This window comes from Zooshikella ganghwensis, from assembly GCF_018263875.1.
GTDB lineage: Bacteria > Pseudomonadota > Gammaproteobacteria > Pseudomonadales > Zooshikellaceae > Zooshikella > Zooshikella ganghwensis.
This window is the reverse complement of the sequence record NZ_JAEVHG010000006.1, coordinates 240543-262258: the sequence shown is the minus strand read 5'-3', so window position 1 is coordinate 262258 and position 21716 is coordinate 240543. Positions and strand designations below refer to the sequence as shown.

At 41.0% G+C, this 21716-nt stretch carries 20 protein-coding genes; 11 read left to right on the top strand and 9 right to left on the bottom strand.

Annotation, left to right across the window (positions count from 1 at the left end):
• Positions 1 to 148 precede the first annotated feature (148 nt).
• On the top strand, positions 149 to 2515 hold the full coding sequence (locus tag KHS79_RS11550; RefSeq protein ID WP_212719058.1) for a phosphoketolase family protein: 2367 nt from the start codon (positions 149 to 151) through the stop codon (positions 2513 to 2515).
• A gap of 66 nt (positions 2516 to 2581) precedes the next feature.
• Here KHS79_RS11550 and KHS79_RS11545 read toward each other — a convergent pair whose 3' ends face one another.
• The gene (locus KHS79_RS11545; RefSeq protein ID WP_206196669.1) at positions 2582 to 3322 is read right to left on the bottom strand and encodes a L,D-transpeptidase family protein; all 741 of its coding nucleotides are present in this window, start codon (positions 3320 to 3322) and stop codon (positions 2582 to 2584) included.
• Positions 3323 to 3453: 131 nt separating this feature from the next.
• Complete coding sequence (locus KHS79_RS11540; protein ID WP_157365380.1) at positions 3454 to 3705, bottom strand: hypothetical protein; 252 nt, start codon at positions 3703 to 3705, stop codon at positions 3454 to 3456.
• 772 nt (positions 3706 to 4477) lie between these two features.
• Between KHS79_RS11540 and KHS79_RS11535 the strand changes: the two genes are divergently transcribed.
• Together KHS79_RS11535 and KHS79_RS11530 are read left to right on the top strand one after the other, a co-directional pair.
• The gene (locus KHS79_RS11535; RefSeq protein ID WP_212719055.1) at positions 4478 to 5005 is read left to right on the top strand and encodes a hypothetical protein; all 528 of its coding nucleotides are present in this window, start codon (positions 4478 to 4480) and stop codon (positions 5003 to 5005) included.
• Between the two features lie 67 nt (positions 5006 to 5072).
• Positions 5073 to 5957, top strand: coding sequence for a TraB/GumN family protein (locus KHS79_RS11530; protein ID WP_212719052.1), 885 nt, complete (start codon positions 5073 to 5075; stop codon positions 5955 to 5957).
• Between the two features lie 232 nt (positions 5958 to 6189).
• Here KHS79_RS11530 and KHS79_RS11525 read toward each other — a convergent pair whose 3' ends face one another.
• Complete coding sequence (locus KHS79_RS11525; RefSeq protein ID WP_027707120.1) at positions 6190 to 6729, bottom strand: glycine cleavage system protein R; 540 nt, start codon at positions 6727 to 6729, stop codon at positions 6190 to 6192.
• Positions 6730 to 7105: 376 nt separating this feature from the next.
• Here KHS79_RS11525 and KHS79_RS11520 point away from each other — a divergent pair, with 376 nt between their 5' ends.
• On the top strand, positions 7106 to 8296 hold the full coding sequence (locus KHS79_RS11520; protein WP_027707121.1) for a class I SAM-dependent rRNA methyltransferase: 1191 nt from the start codon (positions 7106 to 7108) through the stop codon (positions 8294 to 8296).
• 71 nt (positions 8297 to 8367) lie between these two features.
• On the opposite strand, the gene KHS79_RS11515 is transcribed toward KHS79_RS11520, so the two are convergent.
• The gene (locus tag KHS79_RS11515) at positions 8368 to 9033 is read right to left on the bottom strand and encodes a histidinol-phosphatase (protein WP_212719049.1); all 666 of its coding nucleotides are present in this window, start codon (positions 9031 to 9033) and stop codon (positions 8368 to 8370) included.
• Positions 9034 to 9111: 78 nt separating this feature from the next.
• Here KHS79_RS11515 and mobA point away from each other — a divergent pair, with 78 nt between their 5' ends.
• On the top strand, positions 9112 to 9675 hold the full coding sequence (gene mobA, locus KHS79_RS11510; protein ID WP_212719046.1) for a molybdenum cofactor guanylyltransferase: 564 nt from the start codon (positions 9112 to 9114) through the stop codon (positions 9673 to 9675).
• 12 nt (positions 9676 to 9687) lie between these two features.
• On the opposite strand, the gene KHS79_RS11505 is transcribed toward mobA, so the two are convergent.
• From KHS79_RS11505 to napE, 5 genes are all read right to left on the bottom strand, one after another.
• Positions 9688 to 10275 (bottom strand): cytochrome c3 family protein, encoded by a 588-nt coding sequence (locus KHS79_RS11505; RefSeq protein ID WP_027707123.1) that lies wholly within the window; start codon positions 10273 to 10275, stop codon positions 9688 to 9690.
• A 9-nt stretch (positions 10276 to 10284) separates the two neighbouring features.
• Positions 10285 to 10734 carry a nitrate reductase cytochrome c-type subunit gene (locus KHS79_RS11500; protein WP_094785906.1) on the bottom strand — a complete coding sequence of 150 codons (450 nt, stop codon included), beginning with the start codon at positions 10732 to 10734 and terminating at the stop codon, positions 10285 to 10287.
• A 17-nt stretch (positions 10735 to 10751) separates the two neighbouring features.
• Positions 10752 to 13247 carry a nitrate reductase catalytic subunit NapA gene (gene napA, locus KHS79_RS11495; protein WP_212719043.1) on the bottom strand — a complete coding sequence of 832 codons (2496 nt, stop codon included), beginning with the start codon at positions 13245 to 13247 and terminating at the stop codon, positions 10752 to 10754.
• The gene (locus tag KHS79_RS11490) at positions 13219 to 13515 is read right to left on the bottom strand and encodes a chaperone NapD (RefSeq protein ID WP_212719041.1); all 297 of its coding nucleotides are present in this window, start codon (positions 13513 to 13515) and stop codon (positions 13219 to 13221) included. The genes napA and KHS79_RS11490 overlap by 29 nt, the downstream gene beginning before the upstream one ends.
• Positions 13516 to 13592: 77 nt before the next feature.
• Positions 13593 to 13754 (bottom strand): periplasmic nitrate reductase, NapE protein, encoded by a 162-nt coding sequence (gene napE, locus KHS79_RS11485; protein ID WP_212719039.1) that lies wholly within the window; start codon positions 13752 to 13754, stop codon positions 13593 to 13595.
• Between the two features lie 930 nt (positions 13755 to 14684).
• On the opposite strand from napE, the gene rppH reads away from it, so the two are divergent.
• The 6 genes from rppH (at position 14685) to KHS79_RS11455 (ending at position 21715) form a co-directional block, all read left to right on the top strand.
• Positions 14685 to 15218, top strand: a complete 534-nt coding sequence (gene rppH, locus KHS79_RS11480) for an RNA pyrophosphohydrolase (RefSeq protein ID WP_233468379.1) — start codon at positions 14685 to 14687, stop codon at positions 15216 to 15218.
• 107 nt (positions 15219 to 15325) lie between these two features.
• Positions 15326 to 17602, top strand: coding sequence for a phosphoenolpyruvate--protein phosphotransferase (gene ptsP / locus KHS79_RS11475; protein ID WP_212719037.1), 2277 nt, complete (start codon positions 15326 to 15328; stop codon positions 17600 to 17602).
• Positions 17603 to 17679: 77 nt separating this feature from the next.
• Positions 17680 to 18480, top strand: a complete 801-nt coding sequence (locus tag KHS79_RS11470) for a sulfite exporter TauE/SafE family protein (protein WP_212719035.1) — start codon at positions 17680 to 17682, stop codon at positions 18478 to 18480.
• A gap of 81 nt (positions 18481 to 18561) precedes the next feature.
• Positions 18562 to 19416, top strand: a complete 855-nt coding sequence (gene lgt, locus KHS79_RS11465; protein ID WP_212719033.1) for a prolipoprotein diacylglyceryl transferase — start codon at positions 18562 to 18564, stop codon at positions 19414 to 19416.
• Positions 19417 to 19418: 2 nt separating this feature from the next.
• Entirely contained in the window at positions 19419 to 20252 is an 834-nt protein-coding gene (locus tag KHS79_RS11460) for a thymidylate synthase (RefSeq protein ID WP_212719031.1), read from the top strand.
• Between the two features lie 650 nt (positions 20253 to 20902).
• A complete protein-coding gene (locus KHS79_RS11455) occupies positions 20903 to 21715 on the top strand; it encodes a type IV pili methyl-accepting chemotaxis transducer N-terminal domain-containing protein (RefSeq protein WP_212719028.1) in 813 nt (270 codons plus the stop codon).
• Position 21716 lies beyond the last annotated feature (1 nt).

The following is a 21716-nucleotide window of genomic DNA, read 5'->3' as shown; positions in this document are numbered from 1 at the left end:
CAATGTTGTATCCATAAGGCTTTGATAAGCAGCAGAGCAAGGTTTGGATACAGATATTTATACCCACAATGTAGGGTATAGCAGTGCATTGCTTGTCTTTTGGAAAGTCCATCAGTCTTTAAGTAGTAGTTATAGCCTGAGGTTAGTTATGTCTTTGCAACATGAAGTAAAAGCGCTCAAGAAGTTTGTGCGTGCCGCTAACTATCTTTCTGTCTCCCAGATTTACCTGAAAGATAACCTGCTCTTAGAACGTCCCCTGCAACACACGGATATCAAACCACGGTTACTAGGCCACTGGGGAACCTGTCCGGGTATTAACTTTTTATATGCGAACGTTAATCGCCTTATTGTTAAGCACCAGCGTGACTTTATGTGTTTGATTGGTCCTGGTCATGGTTTTCCAGCGGTACAAGCAAACCTGTTCATCGAAGGCTCGTTATCTCACTATTATCCTGATGTTATCCCCTACAGCGAAGAGGGTATGAAGGATATCTGTCGTAAGTTCTCCCAAGCTTATGGTTATCCCTCACATGCTAATCCAGAAGCTCCAGGACAAATTCTGGAAGGCGGTGAGTTAGGTTATGCGCTTGCTGTGGCATGGGGTGCGGTACTTGATAACCCTGAGCTTATTGCTGTGTGTTTAGTGGGTGATGGTGAGTCTGAAACAGGACCTCTGGCGGCTTCTTGGTATGCTAATCGCTTGGTTTCACCCAAAGAGAGTGGTGCGGTACTGCCAGTGTTGCATATTAACGGTTATAAAATCTCTGGACCTACACGTTTAGGCCGTATGTCCAATGAAGAAATCACTCAGGAATTCACCGGGCTAGGCTACCACGTCCTGGTTGTGGATGATGAGCGAGAAGAAGACATCTATGAGCAAATGGCAAAAGCAATGGACGAAGCGTATGCCATCATCACTGATATTCAGCAACGTGCACGTAATGGCGAAGATGTTGAGTGTCCTCGTTGGCCATTAATTGCGATGAAAACAGCAAAAGGCTGGACGGGTACCAAAGAAGCTGATGGTAAAAAATTGGAAGGTAACTGTGATTCTCACCAAGTGATTGTGAATCAGTGTGCTGATAATCCAGAGCATTTACAGCTGCTAAACGAGTGGCTTGCTAGTTATGGTTTCCATGAGCTGTATCGTATTTGCGATGATCAAAGTATTGAATTTGATGAGGATATTCGAGGCTTAATTCCTGTGCCTGAACAGACCATGGGCAGACAGAAACTGTCTTATGGTGGTGAAGTTGTTGAGGATTTAGTATTACCTGACTTAACTGCATTGGCTTATGGTAATGATGTACCGCGTGGCGAGCGTGGTTATTCAATGTTAAAAATGGGCGAGTGGTTACGTGAAGCCATTCGTTTGAATGAAGCTCAGTCTAATCTGCGTGTCTTTAGTCCGGATGAGACATATTCAAACCAGCTTCAAGCGGTATTTGAAGTTACTAATCGCAGTTGGCAGTGGCCAATCAAGTCCTGGGATCAAGATATTGCGCGTGAAGGTCGCATTATCGAACTGCTTTCTGAAAACCTGCTATTTGGTATGTTACATGGTTATACCGTAACAGGCCGTTTTGGTATGTTCCCAACGTATGAGTCTTTTGCACAAGTGATTGCTTCAATGGCAGATCAGTACTGCAAATATATTCATGCATCACAAGACGTGCATTTCCGTAAGCCTGTCCCCTCTTGTAATGTTGTACTGTCTTCTTTATTGGAAAGACAGGATCATAATGGTTACTCGCATCAAAACCCTTCACTGTTAGCTTCTATGCTGGAGAAGCATCCTAAGATTGTTTCAGCCTATTTGCCTGCTGATGCAAACTCCACTCTGGTTTATACAGAGAAGGCGTTTGTTGATCGTGATAAATTGAATGTTGTCGTTGCCGGTAAAAAAGAGTTGCCTGTTTGGTTAACACTTGAAGAGGCGCGTCAGCAAGCCCAAGATGGCATTATGACCTGGGATTTTGCTTCTGATGAAGATCCTGATGTAGTACTTGCAGGTTGTGGTGATTATGTAACGCAAGAGTGTTTGGCGGCACTGGTGTTAATCAGAGAGAGATTACCACAAGTTAAAGTACGCTTTGTCAGCGTTACTGAGCTGACTTCAGGTGGCTTGGGTTCGTTAAAATATGCTGATAAACCTTATTTACTAGATGAGTTTTTTACTAAGGATAAGGGTGTCGTATTTAACTTCCACGGTTATCCCAACACTATTAAGAAACTGGTCTTTAACTATGCAGGTGTAAAACGCTTTAGAATTAAAGGTTATGAAGAGAATGGCTCAACAACTACACCATTTGATATGGGCGTGAGAAATGGCACATCTCGTTATCATATGGTTATCGATCTAGCCTATAAAGCTTTCCAGCAAGGGGTGATTAGTGAAGATGAGCACGCCACAGTGACTACGGAAATGCTAAGAAGGTTAGTGGAGCACAAAGAGTATATTCTGAAGCACGGTGTTGATCCTGAAGAAATTAATGACTGGCAATGGCAGCGTTAATCATTTTTGAGCTTTAGTAGAAAACAAAAAACCGCCTAATGGCGGTTTTTTTATTGTGTGTCGATATCAAGGGTAGTGATTGGCGGAAACCACTGGGTGGCTGTATGGTGTGAATGCGTGGGCGATTTGTTGATAAAGGTGATTGGTCCATCTGGGAGAGGTAAGTGGTGGTTTGAGTGCTTGTAATCGAGGATCAGATGGTGCAATAACCACACTGACCTGCCGCTTTCCTATGCGATGTACCAAGGTGAATAGTTCTTCTATGGCTTGGTCTCCTACAGCTAAACAACCAATAGATACGTCTTTGCCATGGATAAAAATATCACCGCCGAGTCGGGTTCGGCCATCCGTTACAGCTTTTTGTTGATCAAATGCATTGGGGTAATTGAGCTTCATGGATAAGTGATAACGGCTATTTGGATTTAAAAACGTTATTTTATACAAGCCCTCTGGAATTTGTTTATCTCCCTGCCTAAGCTTTGGACCTTTAGTGCCACTGTTGGCTAACAACGGATAGGTCCTGACATAATGCCAGTTATTATCTTGTTTGGCCCAGAGCTCCATTTGCAGTTGGTCTTTGATGGTGAGCAGACTGACTTCTTGAGGGGGGAAATTAAGGCCAGCTGAAGTAAAGTATGGTTTGAGACGTGACTCCGCTTTGTATCCATATCTATAAATGACATCTTCAACAGTGCGTTGCCCAACCATTTTGACATAAAAGGGATACCAAAGGCTCCTTCCGTAACGATAACCCATGGGTAGCAACATGGCTAAAGCTAAAAAAATCGCCAACATGCCTTTTATCATTACACTTACCTTCAAAGAGAGAATTTTTAACTGGCAAATGATCAAAAGAGTGAGTAAGTCACTTCACTTTTGCCGTAGCAGAATTTTTAACCAGTTCTCGTAATAAGTGTAATGTATTTTTGTGATATATATCACGGTTCAAAAATAAAAAATTGGGTTCTCGTCCAAAACGCAATGGCTTGTGAGCGTGAAAGACCATGACAATAACCCACTCTGGTAACGGCATCATGGCACTGTTGCAGGGAAGCGTTCTTAGGTAATAAATTGACAGCTTGATTCATTGCATCTAACAGAGAACGTTCACTGTCAGTGATTTCATGCATAAGTAAAACATCATCATTAGCGTTAGTAGGATAGTTGAGAATAGGATATCTGCTATTCATGTAGTGTACTGACTTTTGGTGTTTATCAATATACATATACTTCTTCCAAATGACTTTTCGAGTAAGTAGTCATTACTCAGTCTGTTTTAATAAGCGTTATCGCGTTCAGAAAAACAATTAATCAAGGGGAATTACTCAGTTCCTCAGGTGATCATAGAAAAAGGCATTTATCATAAGTATAAGTCAAGTTGTTTATATGTCTTTGGATTACCAGATTTTACCTTGGTGCTCGTTTCGGGCTTAGGAAGTAAGGCAAATAATCAAATTAAAAGTTCCCTATGCCGGCGTGTTCTTAACTTACTGTTTTTTAAAGTACTTACTAAGACTGGATGTGATTTTTTTTATTATGTTGTGAGCTGTATCCTTAACTATCCATAAAAACGTGAATGCTTGCTTAATAATAAATATGACTGGTTATACCCTTCGCTGTGGGAATATATTATTGGCCTGTTCCAAATTAAAAAGTAGGGTAAATAAAAAGAAGTACGGCTAATCAAATAATTTGATTAGCCGGTTTGGCGCTAGACGGCCAAGAGGCAGGCTTGTAATGCATTGATTATTTCACTAAAACTTAAAATGTAAACTACGAAATATCGCTTTGGTTTTGTAAAGTTTTGTATATGATTGCTGTAGGACTTTGCAGTATGGCAGGGTGAAAAATTTGATCCTAACGATTGTTTTAGGGGGGAGTCTATACAGAAAAGCAACCACTGATACCCTTTACTGAGGGTGCATATTAAGTGGCTGAGATTCTGGTTACTCGTTGTTTAATATGAGCATATATCGCTCTAATCCAATTACTTTAAATAACCCTGAAGTTTCAATCGCGAAGGGTAGAGGTAAAGTGAAGTTACTCAAGCGCTTGGTGTTACTTTTCTTAATAGTTATCCTGGTCTTACCGTACTTGTTGTATTGGTATGGTATGTCAGTATGGCAAAGTCGGCCCATGCCTTCTCATGCTATTTTAACGCAAGCTGAGGCTGAGAATGTATGGTCTGCAGTGGGAGGCGTTGGTGCTCCAAACCTTAAAACCGTTGGACCCTGGCAATTCGTGTTGTATTTTGGATGCTCAATTGCACAGTTAGAAGGCACTAATCGCAAGTGTGAGCAGAAATATGCGGGTTTTCTTCCCGTTATTTTAATTATTGAGCATTATCAGCAGCAGGAGTTAATAAAACTGCCGGCATGGCAGAAAGCTATTGTTAGCAGTGCTTTAGTTATTTGGGTCACAAATAACTGGACAATAGATCAGGTGCTAGCTTCATTGGTTGAAGTTAAGCCTGAGTATTTGCCAAAGTGAGTGGTTCACATTTGTAAGGGGTGATGGGTTATATTAGTAGTCATGATGTGTAGTGTTTAGGTGTTGTATGAAATTTTGTTGCTCTCTGAGGTTAGGGTTATCTGCATTATTATTAGTCACTTCAGGCTTTCTCTGGTCTGCTGAGGATAAGGGATTATTTTGGCATGTCACAAGTTCAGCAGGGACTGCATACGTGTTAGGTACCATTCACTTTGCTGATCAATCATTCTATCCATTACGTAAAGAGATCATTGACGCTTTTGAAAAGTCCGATGTATTAATTGGAGAGCTTGATGCTGAAGCATTGGATGGTAAAAAAATAGCTAAGATATTGGCGAAGGAAACACAACTACCAAAAGGTGAGACTTTAAAAGATCATCTTAATGATGAGGTCTATAAAGAATTAAAACAGTACTTTCAGCAAGAGAATGTACCATTTAAATCCGTTGAACGGACCAAGCCTGGTTGGTTAATGATGCAAATAATGACACGGTATATACAAAAGCTAGGGTATAACGCCAAAGATGGACTGGATAGGCATTTTATGCAACGTGCTCAAGGGAAAAAGGAAATTATTGGTTTAGAATCGCTTGTAGAACAATTACGTCTTTTTTTAGAGCTTGATGATGCAGATGCCTTAGTGAGTGAGACGTTACGTAGTATCAATACAATGGATAGTGAATTAGCAGCATTAGTGAAGAGTTGGAAAAAAGGGGATGAGCAGCAACTTGAGCTATTATTAATTAAGAAGCCGTTATTAACTGAGCCTAAAGCAAAGCCTTATTTTGACCGTTTTATTTGGCAGCGTAATAAAAAAATGGCAAAAAAAATAAGTCTACTTTTAAAAGAACCAAAACGTTATTTTATTGTGATTGGCAGTGGGCATTTGGTAGGAAACCAAAGTGTCTTAGCAGAGTTGGCTGCATTGGGGATGCAAGTAGAGCGACATTAATACGCTTAAAGCCTTTTTAAAAGGATAGAGCTATTACATAGAAAAATGGTTTTAAAGATAAATCTATACTCAATACGAATGGTTTTCAGGTGCGGCCATCGAGTGACGAAGCCCATGAGCCTATATTAATAGGTGATTGGAATGAAGATAATAAAACCTAGAAATCCATTCGTGAAGGGTATAATGCCACTACCCTGCTTAAAGTATTGACTTACCATCATAAAATTTATGGCTAATTTTCATTGTCCAGCGTTATATCAACAATAAGTTCATTCGCAAGTTTTTCTAAGCCGGACTTTATAAGATCAATATTAGCATCTAAAGGTATACGTAAAATTGCAGATGCTTTAAATATTGCATCATTAGACATAGGTGCTGAAGTATGCTCGGTCTCTAAGTTGGTAATATTAATTTTAAAGCCAAGCAGGATTTTGGTGATATCTCGAACAATACCAGGTCGGTCATTACCCAACAAATGCAGTGTGTATACTTTTTCTTGCTCTACCTCAGCTTCTAATGTGGAGTTACTCGTTTGATCAATTATTGCCTGGTGAATAGCAATCTTTTGAGCAGACAATTGATTGAACTGTTCAGTCAGCGAAGAAAGGTATTTATTGGGGACATAAATATGTGCAATACCAGCAAACTGGCCATTAAAGAGTGATAGTTTGCTGTCTAACCAGTTGCCTTCATGGGCTGCTATTACTTGAGAAATGGTTTCAATAATACCTGGTCGATCAGGGGCAAGCAGTGTAATAACCACTTCAGCCATGGTGCTTCTCCCTATAACATGAGTTACTAATCTACTTATACCTTATTCTACCCTAGGTTATGGGTATGCCCTTCACTGTGGGTATATATTTGAGTATTAATTAATCTCAACTTATCTTAGCTTTTCAATTACAGCAACAGTTTTGTTATTATCTTTGGTTATTATTCAGCAAATGACAAAAATTCTTGCGCTAGGTTTGTGTTTTTATAACACTTATGTCGTTGACATTGACGTTTGATGACAGCCGCTTCTGTAACGAGAAGTGTATTGTGAAGCGTAAGATGGTAGGTGATAGTGATTGTTAGCTGTTTACGTAATAGGTGTACGTTATCACCAGAGTTGCCAACTGCATTAATACATAAAAGAGATCAACTGTATGTCCCTAGGTTTGGTTCGTTTAAAGGCAAAAGCTGATCGACGGTTACGCGCCGGTCATATATGGATATTCAGCAATGAAGTGGATACAAAAATAACTCCCTTAGGGCAGTTTCAGCCAGGCGAACAGGTCGTGGTGGAAAATGCAGCAGGAAAACCCTTAGGAATTGCTTATATCAATCCAAACACATTGATTTGTGGGAGACTTATTAGTCGAGATGTGCAATATAAGCTCGATAAGTCACTGTTAGTTCACCGGTTGAATGTTGCGATGTCCTTACGAGATCGAATGTTTGACAAGCCTTATTATCGGCTGGCCTTTGGTGACAGTGATAATCTTCCAGGGCTGGTTATTGACCGCTTCGATGATGTGGCTGTTGTTCAAATTGCAACCGCAGGGATGGAAGCTATTAAAGAAGATATTATCGCTGCGTTGCAACAGGTCATAAACCCTAAAGGTATTTTGTTCAAAAATGATTCTCAAGTACGTCAGATTGAAGGTTTAGATGAGTACACTGAGATTGGTGCAGGTGATGTGCCTAATCAGGTTAAACTGATAGAAAATAATGCTTATTTTATGGCGCCAGTGATTGATGGTCAGAAAACCGGCTGGTTTTATGATCACCGGATGAATCGTCAACGTTTGCTTAATTATGTCAAAGATAAGCGGGTACTTGATGTATTCAGTTATGTTGGCGGCTGGGGGATTCAGTCTGCGGTTGCAGGCGCAAGTGAAACCCTGTGTATTGATGCATCAGAGCATGCATTACATTTTGTGAGAGAAAATGCCGCATTGAATAATGTAAATACTCGCGTAAATACTATTAAGGCGGATGCATTTAATGCCTTAAGGGACTTACGAGATGAAGAAGAAAAGTTTGATGTAATTATTATTGATCCACCCGCATTTATAAAACGTCGCAAAGATCAAGCGGCAGGTGAGCAGGCCTACCGGAGAATTAATGAGCTTGCCATGCGCTTGCTAACTCGGGATGGGATTTTGGTGTCGGCATCATGCTCAATGCACCTTAAGCGGGAAACTTTGTTGGATACACTACGTCAAAGTAGCCGCCATTTAGATCGTCATTTACAGATTTTAGAGCAAGGCCATCAGGGACCTGACCATCCGATATTGCCTGCTATTCCTGAAACTGACTACCTCAAAGCCTTTATTGCACGTATTGTATACTAAGCAGCTTTGGATTAAGCCCACTGGCAAAAGGGTATGCTAGCCAGTGGGCTTATAGGTTTTTGGAGAGATGATTAGTCCTCGTGCTGACTACGCAATGAAATAATAGGCCAGCCCCGCTGTTCAGCTATTTGGGTTAGTTGTGGATCAGGGTCAACGGCAACAGGGTGCTCTACTGTTTCGAGCAGGGGTAAATCATTGTGAGAGTCACTGTAGAAAAAACTGCCCGCCAGATTATGGCTAGTTTGTTCCAGCCAAGCATTTAAGCGCTTAACTTTTCCAGCTTGAAAACACGGTGTACCAAATGGTTTCCCTGTGTATTCATTGTCGATTTCTTCTGGTGTGGTTGCTATTAAGTGATCAACGCTGAGCCGCTGTGCAATAGGTGTGGTGACAAATGCATTGGTCGCCGTAATAACCACTAAAGTATCACCTTGCTGGCGATGGTAGTTGAGTAGCTCTTGAGCTTTGGCTTGGAACATAGGCTCAATTTTTTGTTGCATAAAGAGTTGGTGCCAGTGGTCTAATGCTTGGCGAGAATGTTTGCCTAATGGTTCAAGCGCAAAATTTAAAAACTCATCAATGTTAAGCGTTCCTTGTACATACTGATCAAAGTAGGCTTCATGGGCGGCTAAAAAGCTGGCATCTGCAATGCCCTGTTCTACCATAAACTCGCCCCAGGCAAGGTCGCTATCGCCATTGATTAAGGTATGATCAAGATCAAAAAGTGCTAGTGCCACAATATTCACCTACTTTATGGAAAAAAACTTAGCAGGCCATTATAGTCATTTGCTAAAGAAATGTGAGGGAGTCAGTCAATGTTTGATATGACAGAAGGTAATCCTGAGACGCTTGGTGTTATTTTAGCGGGAGGCTTATCTTCTCGAATGAAACGGGACAAAGCAAAACTTGTATTGCCAAATGGGTTGAGTTTATTAGCTCATGCCCAGAAGTTAATGGCGTCTGTGTCTGTCGCAGAGGTAGTGATCAGTGGGTTGCAAGGTGTACCGGACCTCTACCCGGAGCGCGGACCTCTAGGCGGAATTTTTGCTGTGACTCAGCATTATCCAGAAATGCGTTTATTAGTTATTCCTGTTGATATGCCGTTGCTTAAACCTAAAGTTTTAAATGCATTGTTGGATGAAAATAACCCGAATAATTTGCCTGTTGTATTTTCAGGTCAGCCTTTACCTTTATTATTACCTGTCACTGAACATGTTGTAAGCTATTTAAATGGTGTTGTAGAAGGTAAAAACGCTGCTTCAATTAAATCAATGTTAGCAGAATTAAACTGTATTCAGTTACCAAAGCTGGACGAGTACTATTTTTTTAACTGTAATACGCCTGAAGAATTTGATTCGGTTTGTCAGCATTTGAGGTGAATAAAACCCTGTTTACCAACCTTCTACGCCAGACATATCGGGTAATTCATGAGCGATGCCCTTATGGCAATCGATACAGGTTTTTTCACCACTGGCGAGTGCAGTTGAATGTTGCTGTGCTGCCCGCTGACTTTGAGCGGTAAAGTCCATATAATCAAAGTTATGGCAGTTTCTACACTCTAACGAATCATTTGCTTTTAACCTGGCCCATTCATGTTCTGCAAGTTCTCTTCGTTTATTTAAAAACTTTTCTCGGGTATTAATGGTACCAAATAATTTACCCCACACCTCTTTTGAAGCCTGCATTTTTCGTGCAATTTTATCTGTCCAGTCATGTGGTACATGACAGTCTGAACATTTGGCGCGAACCCCTGAACGATTGCTAAAGTGGATAGTATTTTGTAATTCGTTATAAACATTGTCACGCATTTCATGGCAGCCAATACAAAAAGTCTCTGTATTAGTAAATTCCATAGCAGTATTAAAGCCTCCCCAAAAAATAATGCCTGCAATGAATCCACCTATCGTGAGAAAACCCAGGCTAAAATGAATGCTGGGGTGCCATAAGAGCTGCCAATAATGTTTAATTTTATTCCACACAGTGATGCCCTAATTTTTATTTGTTTCAATTACTTCATACATATCTTTAAACTGATTTTTTCCCATAGGGGTTGAGTCAGTTTGTGTGACATGACATTGCAAACAAAAATAGCGTCTTGGTGATATTTCAGCCCTGAAATTACCGTCTCGGTCCATAAAGTGGGTAACGCTCACCATGGGTGCTTGTGATGCTTGTGTTCGTTCTCTACTATGGCATGACATACATTTATTGGTATTTAAATCCACCTGATAATTGCGAATTTTATGCGGAATAACAGGGGGCTGCATGGGGTAATTACGTTCTTGGCGAATATCTGTGTTGACGACATTGGCCATAGAGGGTGGTTCAGCTTCTTCAGTGATAGCCTGATTAGGACGAAGTGTAGTAATGCTTTCCTCCGCGAATACTGCGATTGCAATTAATAGGAGTGCTGGAAAAAGTAGTCTTTTTTTATTCATGATTAATCGCCCTTAGCCTATACTTTGACAACTTTAACGGCACACTTTTTGAAATCCGTTTGTTTGGAAATAGGATCAGTGGCATCCAACGTGACTTTATTAATTAGCTGACTGGCATCAAACCAAGGTACAAAAACCAAGCCTTTGGGTGGTTTATTTCGTCCTCGTGTTTCTACCCGTGTTTGGATGGCTCCACGGCGTGAAATGACTTTGACAGCATCTCCCCGCCTTAAACTGCGTGATCGTGCATCTTCAGGATGCATGTATATGACAGCATCTGGATATGATAAATAGAGTTCAGGGACACGTTGAGTCATGGAGCCTGAATGCCAGTGCTCCAGAACTCTTCCGGTGCAAAGCCATAAGTCATATTCTTTATCAGGAGACTCAGCGGGTGGCTCATAGGGCAGAGCAAAAATGATGGCTCTACCATCAGGTTTTCCGTAAAAATGTACATCTTGTCCAGATTTTACATAAGGGTCAAAACCCTCTCGATAACGCCATTTTGTTTCCTTTCCATCAACGACGGGCCACCTTAAGCCACGAGTCTCGTGATAAGTTTCGAAACTTGCTAAATCATGACCATGACCTCTACCGAAGGTTGCGTACTCTTCAAAAAGCCCTTTTTGCAGATAAAAACCAAACGCTTGAGACTCGTCATTATCATAACCATCGGTTATTTCTTTTAAAGAATATTTATCCACCTGACCATTTTTGAATAATACGTCAAAAAGCGTTTTATTTTTGTAGTCAGGATTTTTTTCTAGGATATCCGCAGGCCAAACTTCATCTGTCGTGAAGTACTTCGAGAACTCAACAACTTGCCATAAATCGGACTTGGCTTCTCCTGGTGCTTTAGTGAGCTGATGCCAAAACTGTGTACGTCGTTCAGCATTGCCATAGGCGCCTTCTTTCTCGATCCACATGGCTGTGGGTAAAATTAAATCAGCAGCTTGAGCGGTTACCGTAGGATAAGCATCAGAGACAACAATAAAGTTGTCAGGGTTACGATAACCAGGATACCCTTCTTGATTAAGGTTCGCTGCTGCTTGAAGATTGTTATTGACCTGTATCCAATAAGCATTAATAACACTATCTTTCAGCATTCTGTTATGTTGAACAGCATGAAACCCTGGTTTTTCAGGAATAATATTGCTGGGAAGTCGCCATATTTTTTCTGCCATTGCTCGATGCTCTGGATTTTTTACTACCATGTCTGCGGGTAGACGATGACAGAAAGTACCCACCTCACGTGCAGTACCACAGGCTGAAGGTTGTCCTGTTAAGGAAAAGGGGCTGTTACCGGGTGAAGCAATTTTGCCCGTTAATAAGTGAATATTGTAAATAAGATTATTACACCAGACGCCTCGTGTGTGCTGATTAAAACCCATTGTCCAAAATGATGTGACTTTAATTTTAGGATCAGCATATAGTTCGGCGAGTTGATTTAGTTTTTCAACAGATACCCCTGATAACTTGGAAACATAATCTGCTGTATATTTACTGACAAATTTTGCAAATTCATCAATGGTAATGGGTTTTGAACCACCAGGGTCATTCGCAAATTTTGCACTTTTTTCTAAGGGATGTTCAGGCCGAAGTCCGTAGCCAATATCCTGATTACCTAAGCGAAAATTAACATGCTTATTCACAAAGGTATGGTTTATTTTATCGTTACTGATAATGTAATGAGCAATAAAATTAAGAATGGCTAAATCTGTTTGTGGCGAAAAAATTATAGGAATATCCGCCAGTTCATAACAGCGGTGTTCATAGGTTGATAATACAGAAACTTTTACATGGGGATAGCTCAGGCGTCGATCAGTGAGTCGGGTCCAAAGGATGGGGTGCATTTCGGCCATGTTGGATCCCCAAAGGACAAATGCATCGGCATGCTCAATATCATCATAACACCCCATAGGCTCATCTATCCCAAAGGTGCGCATAAATCCTGCTACAGCACTTGCCATGCAATGACGGGCATTGGGTTCAATATTATTAGACAGAAAGCCTGCTTTCATGAGCTTGACTGCGGCATATCCTTCCCAGACTGTCCATTGGCCGGAACCAAACATACCCACAGATGTAGGTCCTTTTTTCTTGAGTGACTGTTTGAATTTGTCTGCCATGACGGTAAATGCTTGTTCCCAGGTTACGGGAGTGAATTCACCATTTTTATCGTATTTTCCATTATTCATGCGCAGCAGCGGCTGTGTGAGACGATCTTCGCCGTATAAAATTTTAGAGAGAAAATAGCCTTTAACACAATTTAAGCCACGGTTGACTTCGCTTTTGATATCGCCGTGTGTAGCGACTACACGCCCTTCTTTTGTTGCAACATGGACACTGCACCCTGTACCGCAAAAGCGACATGGTGCTTTATTCCAATTTAAAGCGGTTTTTTCTGCAGAGGTGATAATATTACTGGTCTCTGCACTAATAGGTAGCCCAGCAGCAGTGGCGGCGGCAAAGGCTGCTTGTGCTTTAATGAAGGCTCTTCTCGAAAAACTCATGGGCAACCTCATTGTCAGCTGCGTAATGAAAAACTAATTGGCAGGAAATAACAAAAGGTAAATGAGAGAATGTTTTTAGACTGCTCATTAAACTTGAGTAATCAGGAGACTCTAATAACGCAATAATTTTACCTTTTCCATCAGTGCTATAGACTTCGGTGCCTGCTTGTGATTGAAGTGCAGGAATAACTTGCTTATTCTTGTCGGGAAGGCAATAAATAATGATGCTGCTAATGTGAGGCAATGAATCAGCGTTGCAAGAAGGCATTAAGAGATTCCATTGTTTTAAATTTTGACGGGTATAGTTTTTTTATTATTTATTGACTGATCATTATAAAATGAATTCTATCCTGGGGGACCTGGTGGCCCTGTTAATATCTGGCCTATCCATACAATAAAACCAAAACCGCCGACAAAAATGATAGATAATAATGGTGCAAGAACAACGGTTAAAAATAAAAAAAGTAGGAGCTCTTCATGCTTTTGCTTGTTTGTACTGTCAGACATAAGTCGCTCCAATGATTAAAAAAACTTTATTTTAATGTGGTAAGCCTTGGGTGCGATGAAATAATGGCCTGATACTGGTAGTACAGATACGATACAGTTAAGAGTATATGTGAAAATATGAAGCTGCCTTTAGATTTATAGAAATTTTTTAAATAGATCGTTGTGCTTTAAAAAATTAATGACATTACAGGTTTACAAACATAAATGATACCTCTTAATGGGTATTTACTTGTCAGTTATTTTTGTAACCCAAAACCATAAGAATAGAAACAGGAATAGAAATCATTGAGGATGACTAACTTTTCTGATTCTTTTTGTTTAATTAATAGATTTATTGTTAATCGCCAAGGTTATAGCCCAAAATCAAGATTTTTTAGTGGGGCTAGTTTGATCTGTTAAGGCTAGCGATAGCAATCACAACTGTTTTAAATGTGTTCGCTGGACTATCAAGCGATAAAGCTACTGAGCAAGTTTACGGCTGTGAAACTTACTAGTAATTTAGTAACGACTTTAATAGATAGTACAGTGTTGATGTTCCATTAGGCTATGTGTGCTATGGGTAACACGCATAAAAATGATGCGTGAAGTTATTGCTATTTAAGAGGTAGCTTGACGTTAGAGGCGTTTTTAAAATTACGTTGATTATCAACTTGTCCCAGTATGGTCTGTAACAATTGCTTAAGAAAATGTAACAGTAATGCTGGATAACTATTCTTGCGCTAAACAGTTGTTTTATATGTACGTTAGTTTGTTGTGTTTTGTAATGCATTAGTGTTGTTTAAATATGTGAGGCAACTTTTTGTTATGCTTAGTGAGTAAGCTTTATATGCTTGAGCCTAGAATACTAAAGGTGCAGAAGCCTTTATTAGAATTGCTCTAGGGTAGTGGTTTATGGAACAATGACTCAGATGATAAAAACACGATATTGCGATGCAGGCTATGGTAGAGAGCCGTCCCGAAAATCAATGTGGCGTAGGCGGTATAGATCCTGATGGTTTCAGGCCAAATGTGGGGATTATCCTCATTAATAATGATGCCCAAGTATTATGGGCCCGACGAAGAGGGCAGGACGCTTGGCAGTTTCCTCAAGGTGGGATTAACCCTGAAGAAGCACCTGAGCAGGCAATGTATCGAGAGCTACATGAAGAAATTGGCTTGCGACCAGAGGATGTAGAAATTATTGGCTGCACGCGAGGTTGGCTACGTTATCGGTTACCCAAACGTCTGGTGCGTTATAATACAATACCCATTTGTGTAGGCCAGAAGCAAAAGTGGTACTTACTCCGGTTGCTTGTTGATGACAGCAAAGTCTCGGTTACACGAGGAGAAAGCCCTGAGTTCGACGCTTGGCGCTGGGTGAGTTACTGGTATCCTCTAGGGCAGGTGATCACATTTAAGCGTGAAGTGTATCGGCGCGCGATGAAAGAGCTGTCATCACGCCTTTGTCGAGTTAACCAGGAGTGAATGATACGGGCCACCTTTTACGAGGTTTAGCTTTGGTAAATATAATATAGATCATAGGTGCCATCTGGGTTTATGGCGCAAATGATGATGACTGGATTTGACACACGATGCTCAACACATTGCGGAGGATTGTTCAGGATGTAAATGCAGCGCATGACTTACAGTCTGCGTTGGCCATTATTGTTGCTGAAGTCCGTAAAGCAATGAATACGGAAGTTTGCTCGGTTTATTTGTTTGATCAAGAGACCAGTGAATATACTTTACGAGCAACCGAGGGACTAAAGAAGTCAGCGATAGGCATTCGACTTGGACGTTCTGAAGGACTTGTGGGTCAAGTGGGTTTGCGCGAAGAGCCTATTAACCTTGATGATGCACCTTCACACCCTAAATACCGTTATCTGGAAGAAACGGGAGAAGCACCCTTCCATGCCTTTTTAGGCGTTCCTATTATTCACCACCGAAAAATTTTAGGCGTACTTGTTGTTCAGCAGCGAGAGCGCAGGTGTTTTGAAGAAAGTGAAGAGTCTTTTTTAGTCACCATGTCTGCACAGTTGGCGGGTGTTATTGCGCATGCGGAAGCGACAGGTGCCATTAAGCAAGATAATTACTCTCAGTTGGGCGAAGTAAAACAGGCCGCACGGTTTAATGGTGTTGCTGGGGCTCCTGGCGTAGCAATTGGTGTTGCTGTTGCTGTGTTACCTCCGGCTTTTTTAAATGGTGTGCCTGATCAAACCTGTGAGGATATCGATGCTGAACTAGCGCATTTTCAGCATGCCCTTGAATCAGTAAGAGACGACTTACGTCGAACATCTTCAAAGCTTGCTGATCATATTCGTCCTGAGGAGCAGGCTCTATTTGATGTTTATTTACGTATGCTTGACGATAATGCGCTGGGCGCTGAGGTCAGTGACCTCATTCGTCAAGGTCAGTGGGCACAAGGCGCTTTGCGACGTGTAATTGATGAACATGTACGCAATTTTGAAATGATGGAAGATCCTTATTTAAGGGAGCGTGCCGTTGATGTTAAGGATCTTGGCCGTCGTGTACTTGCTTACCTTCAAGAGCAGCAGACGGTCAATATTCAGTACCCAGACCAGACTATTTTAGTCAGCGAAGAGTTAACACCCGTTATGTTGGGTGAGGTTGCTAAGGAAAAACTTGTTGGACTTGTGTCGGTACAAGGATCTGGTAACTCTCATGTGGCTATTTTGGCTCGGGCCATGGGTATACCAACCGTTATGGGTGCACTGGATTTGCCCTATACCCAGCTAAATGGCAAACAACTTATTGTCGATGGCAACGTTGGGCGGGTTTATCTAAGTCCTTCTGATGAGTTACGAGCTTATTACCAAGAAGTTGTTGACGAAGAAAAGCTGTTTATTGCGGGCTTAGAGTCACTGAAAAATTTGCCTTGTGTATCACTAGATAACTGTCGTATACCTTTGTGGGTTAATACAGGACTTATTACAGATGTGATGCGCTCACTAGATAGAGGTGCAGAGGGCGTTGGACTGTATCGGACAGAAGTGCCGTTTATGATCCGTGAGCGCTTTCCTAGTGAGAACGAACAACAGGAGATTTATCGTAGTCAACTTGAAGCCTTTGCGCCTAACCCCGTCACTATGCGTACGTTAGATATTGGGGGTGATAAATCACTGTCTTACTTCCCGATCAAAGAGGATAACCCTTTCTTAGGGTGGCGTGGAATCAGAGTCACACTGGATCACCCTGAAATTTTCTTGGTGCAGATCCGGGCAATGCTTAAGGCAAGTGCGGGGTTAAATAATTTACGCATTATGTTGCCAATGATATCCAGTGTGTCTGAAGTTGATGATGCGTTACACCTGATTCACCGGGCTTACGGGGAAGTTGTGACTGAGGGCTGTAATGTTGCACTACCGCCAATTGGTGTGATGATCGAAGTGCCTGCTGCGGTATACCAGGTGTCGGAGTTAGCAAGGCGAGTTGATTTTGTCTCTATTGGTAGTAATGACCTCACTCAGTACTTATTAGCGGTTGATCGCAATAACCCTCGTGTTGCAGAGCTTTATCATTCTTTTCACCCAGCAGTTTTGACAGCATTACAAGCAGTGGTAAGAGATACGCATCGTGTTGGCAAGCCCGTGAGTATTTGTGGTGAAATGGCGGGAGACCCTGTTGCGTCATTGCTCTTAGTTGCTATGGGGTTCGACGTGTTGTCAATGAATGCAACTAATTTACCCAAAGTTAAGTGGTTGTTGAGGCAAATCTCTGTAAGCTGGGCAAAAGAGCTTTTACAGTCTGTATTGAAAATGGATAACCCTCACTTGATTAGCAGTACCATAGAGCTGGCTTTACGTAAAAAAGGCTTAGGAAAAATAATTACGCCCAGTAAAGCTCAGTAAACAGTACAGCTTGGCAAAATACAGTGAAATATATGAGTGCCAATGCTTCATTCCTTTCATCTTATCTCTAAAAAAACATGTTACTACTAGGCTTTTATCTTACGTTAGGTGCTCTAGCAGGATTACTTGCAGGATTGTTTGGTATTGGCGGTGGTTTAATTATTGTACCAGTGCTTTTATACAGTTTTACTTTTCAGCAAATTTCACCAGCTGTAGTAACTCACCTAGCCATTGGTACATCGTTAGCTTCTATAGCTGTTACTGCATCAAGCTCCATGATTGCCCATTTAAGCCATAGTTTACTGCCTTGGCGAAAGTTTATGGGATTAGTATTTGGGGTCATTGTCGGAAGTGCTTTGGGAGGATGGCTTGCTACATTTATTGGCGGAGTATGGCTAATAAAGGGCTTTGGTGCTTTTGCCATGGTTATGGCTGCTCAAATGGTGTTAAGCAAAAAAAAAGTCTCTGACAATATTGCAGGTCAGTTGCCGGATTTATCACGACAGATTACTTATGGTGGAGTAATCGGCTCAATTTCTGCGGTCTTTGGAATTGGCGGGGGTACTCTGACTGTTCCTGCACTTCGTTGGCATAATGTATCTATGCAGCATGCTGTTGCCATTGCTGCAACGTGCAGCTTCCCTCTGGCGACCGTTGGAGCGTTAAGTTATGGTTGGCATGGGTGGGGGCACGAAGGACTCCCTGACTGGTCAACAGGTTATGTCTATTGGCCTGCTCTATTAGGCATCAATGCAACAAGTATTTGGTTTGCAAAAATCGGTGCTAAGTTTGCACATCAATTACCAGAAGATAAACTGCAGTTGGCATTTGCGGCTGTATTGTTTTTAGTGGGTATAGATTTTTTACTGTTCACATAATAGCCATCGCTGCAGGCTGCTAAGCACGTTATAATGCCTGGATGACTCACTATTCTTCATGACGAGGAGAAGGATTACACTGTGTATGTACATGATATAGACCCTATTGCACTCCAGTTAGGCCCATTAAAAGTGTACTGGTATGGTTTGATGTATTTGGTTGGTTTTGCGGCGGGCTGGGTATTGATGTCGTATCGAGCCAAACGTTCAAATGGACTTTGGCAAGTAGAACATGTTTCAGATTTACTGTTTTATATTGCGCTTGGGGTCATTTTGGGTGGTCGAATTGGCTCTATGCTGTTTTATCACTTTGATGCTTGGTTGGAGAACCCATTACAGCTATTTAAAGTATGGGATGGCGGCATGTCATTTCATGGCGGGTTACTCGGTGTACTCATTGCGATGTATTTCTATGGGAAAAAAATCAATAAATCATTTTTCCAGATGACAGACTTTATTGCACCTATGGTACCTTTGGGTCTAGCTGCAGGAAGAGTGGGTAACTTTATTAATGGTGAACTTTATGGACGAGTGACGGATGTCCCCTGGGCAATGGTTTTCCCACAAGGCGGTGAACTAGCTCGTCATCCTTCCATGTTATATGAAGGTGCCTTAGAAGGCATTCTGCTGTTTATTGCATTATGGTGGTATTCCGCTAAACCAAGGCCTCGAATGGCTGTGTCTGGCCTCTTCTTATTAGGTTATGGTCTTGCTCGTTTTACGGTGGAGTTTTTCCGTGAGCCCGATAGTCATTTAGGCTTTATCGCATTTGATTGGCTGACTATGGGGCAGTTGCTCACATTGCCAATGATTATTTTGGGTATTGCCTTTATGGTTTATGCTTATCGCTGTCGTGCATTGGTAGATGGTATGAATACCGATGATCGAACATATATGCAACATCATGCACCCGTAGCGAGTGAACAGGTGAAATAAAGATGAAACAGTATTTAGCACTTATGCAGCATGTGTATGATCATGGTGTTTTCAGGAATGACCGGACGGGTACAGGCGCTTATAGTGTCTTTGGTTACCAGATGCGTTTTGACTTGCAACAAGGCTTTCCTCTGGTAACAACCAAAAAGTGCCATTTACGCTCAATTATTCATGAGCTGTTATGGTTTTTAAAAGGTGATACTAATATCGGTTATTTACAGGAAAATGGTGTTTCCATTTGGAATGAATGGGCAACTGATGAGGGTGAGCTAGGTCCCGTCTACGGTAAACAGTGGCGCTCCTGGGAAGGCGCTAATGGTGAGGTAGTAGATCAGCTTAGCCAGCTTATCTATGATATAAAAACGAATCCCAACTCCCGTCGACTTGTCGTGAGTGCATGGAATCCTACGGTGTTACCTGATACGTCTATCTCGCCAAAAGAAAATGCTGTTATTGGCAAGCAAGCATTGCCTCCTTGTCATTGTTTGTTTCAGTTTTATGTTGCTGATGGAAAGCTGTCGTGTCAGCTTTATCAGCGCAGTGCGGATATATTTCTTGGGGTACCTTTTAATATTGCATCTTATGCTCTCTTAACGATGATGATTGCACAGGTGTGTGATTTGCAGTTGGGTGAGTTTGTCCATACACTAGGTGATGCACACTTATACGCTAATCACTTAGAACAAGCTAAAACCCAGTTGGAACGTAATCCTTTGCCACTACCGACAATGCGAATCAATCCAGAGATTAAAGACTTATTTGCATTTACCTTCGATGACTTTACGTTAGAGAATTATCAATTTCATCCGCATATTAAGGCGCCAATTGCGGTGTAACTAAACGCTTAATAGTATTATATGTCTTGTGAAAAAGGTGCTTTCTCAATGAGAAAGCACCTTTTTTTATGGTTACATTAATCTTTGACTTTTTCAGTTTGCCGCGATTATTTTTCATAGTGAACTCAGTGTAACTTATACCCTTCGCGAATCAATTTTAGGGTTTGTTGCCTTCGCTCTTCACCCCAGTCACTTATTAATATAACCGTCCAGCAGCGCTGTTATATCAATTAAAGTGGCTACCGCAAGTTTCACAGCAGTAAACTTGCCCAGGGGCTTCATCGCTTGACGGTCGCACCCTTGTGCCCCTGGGGTATAAAAATCCCTCGCTGTGGGTATAGTTATCAACTTTTTTTTAGAAAGCATTTTTTTGTTGAACTTATTCACATAGTAGATCAATACTAATTATGCCAACTGCCGTCTTAATGTAGCATTCTTGGGATTAATAGTCGCGTTTCATTAAACTTTTCATGTTGTTAGTTTATATCCTTCACTGTAGGTATATTATCGCTACTCCTGAAATTTTATGAATTCCCTTTTGAGATAAACTGCTGTCCAAGCATAAAGTTTATGATGTTGTTTAAAAGTATACCTATGATCATGGATGTTAGTAGGTATAGGTTGCTATTTACTAAAGGAACATAAGACTGATGTTAACGAAATCTTGGAAATTAATGCGTAGTTTGCTTGCTGTTACCAGTATTTTTTTAATTATCTTGCCTCATAATGTAACAGCACAAGATGCGAGTGAGGAAGTGGGATTGTTTTTTAATCAGGCAACGTACCAATGCATGCTGAGTCAGCAGGTAATAAAGGATTATATGCTGTTGGGTGTTGAAGTTGACGTCGCTGAAACATCAGTTGAAATGAAAGAAAGTATCAAGGCTTTTGATAACATGCTTAAGGATTTTAAGCGTAAAGAATTATCTGAAACCTTAAAAAGTGCTATAGAAAAACTAGAACAAGACTGGAAAAAGACAAAGTCATTATTAACGAAAAGAGCAACTAAATATGGAGGTGAACAGTTGCTGACAAGAAATGTTGATTTATATAAAAGTTGTAGTCAGTTTGTTGAAACTGTAGCGCAGGGTATTTCCTCACGTTATAAAAACATGATGATGGCAACAGCTAAACAAAGAATTTTAGCGCAACAGATGGTTTTGTATTACACAGCTTATGCCTGGGGATTTAGAGAACCGCAAATAGAGGAAGCACTGTCCAAATTTAATAAAGAGTTTAATGTGGGTGTGATATTGCTTAGTAAGAATAATACTAATGTTGCAGATATAAATAATGCCATTAAAAAAATCAAGTCACACTGGATATATGCCAAAACGGGTATGAGTAAATACCACGAAAAAAAGTTTGTACCTCACTTGGTTGCAGCCTCAATGGGGTCAATAGTTAGAGAGTTAAATAAAGTGGTAAGCTTATATCAGGATCTCATTGATAGAAGCGTTTAAC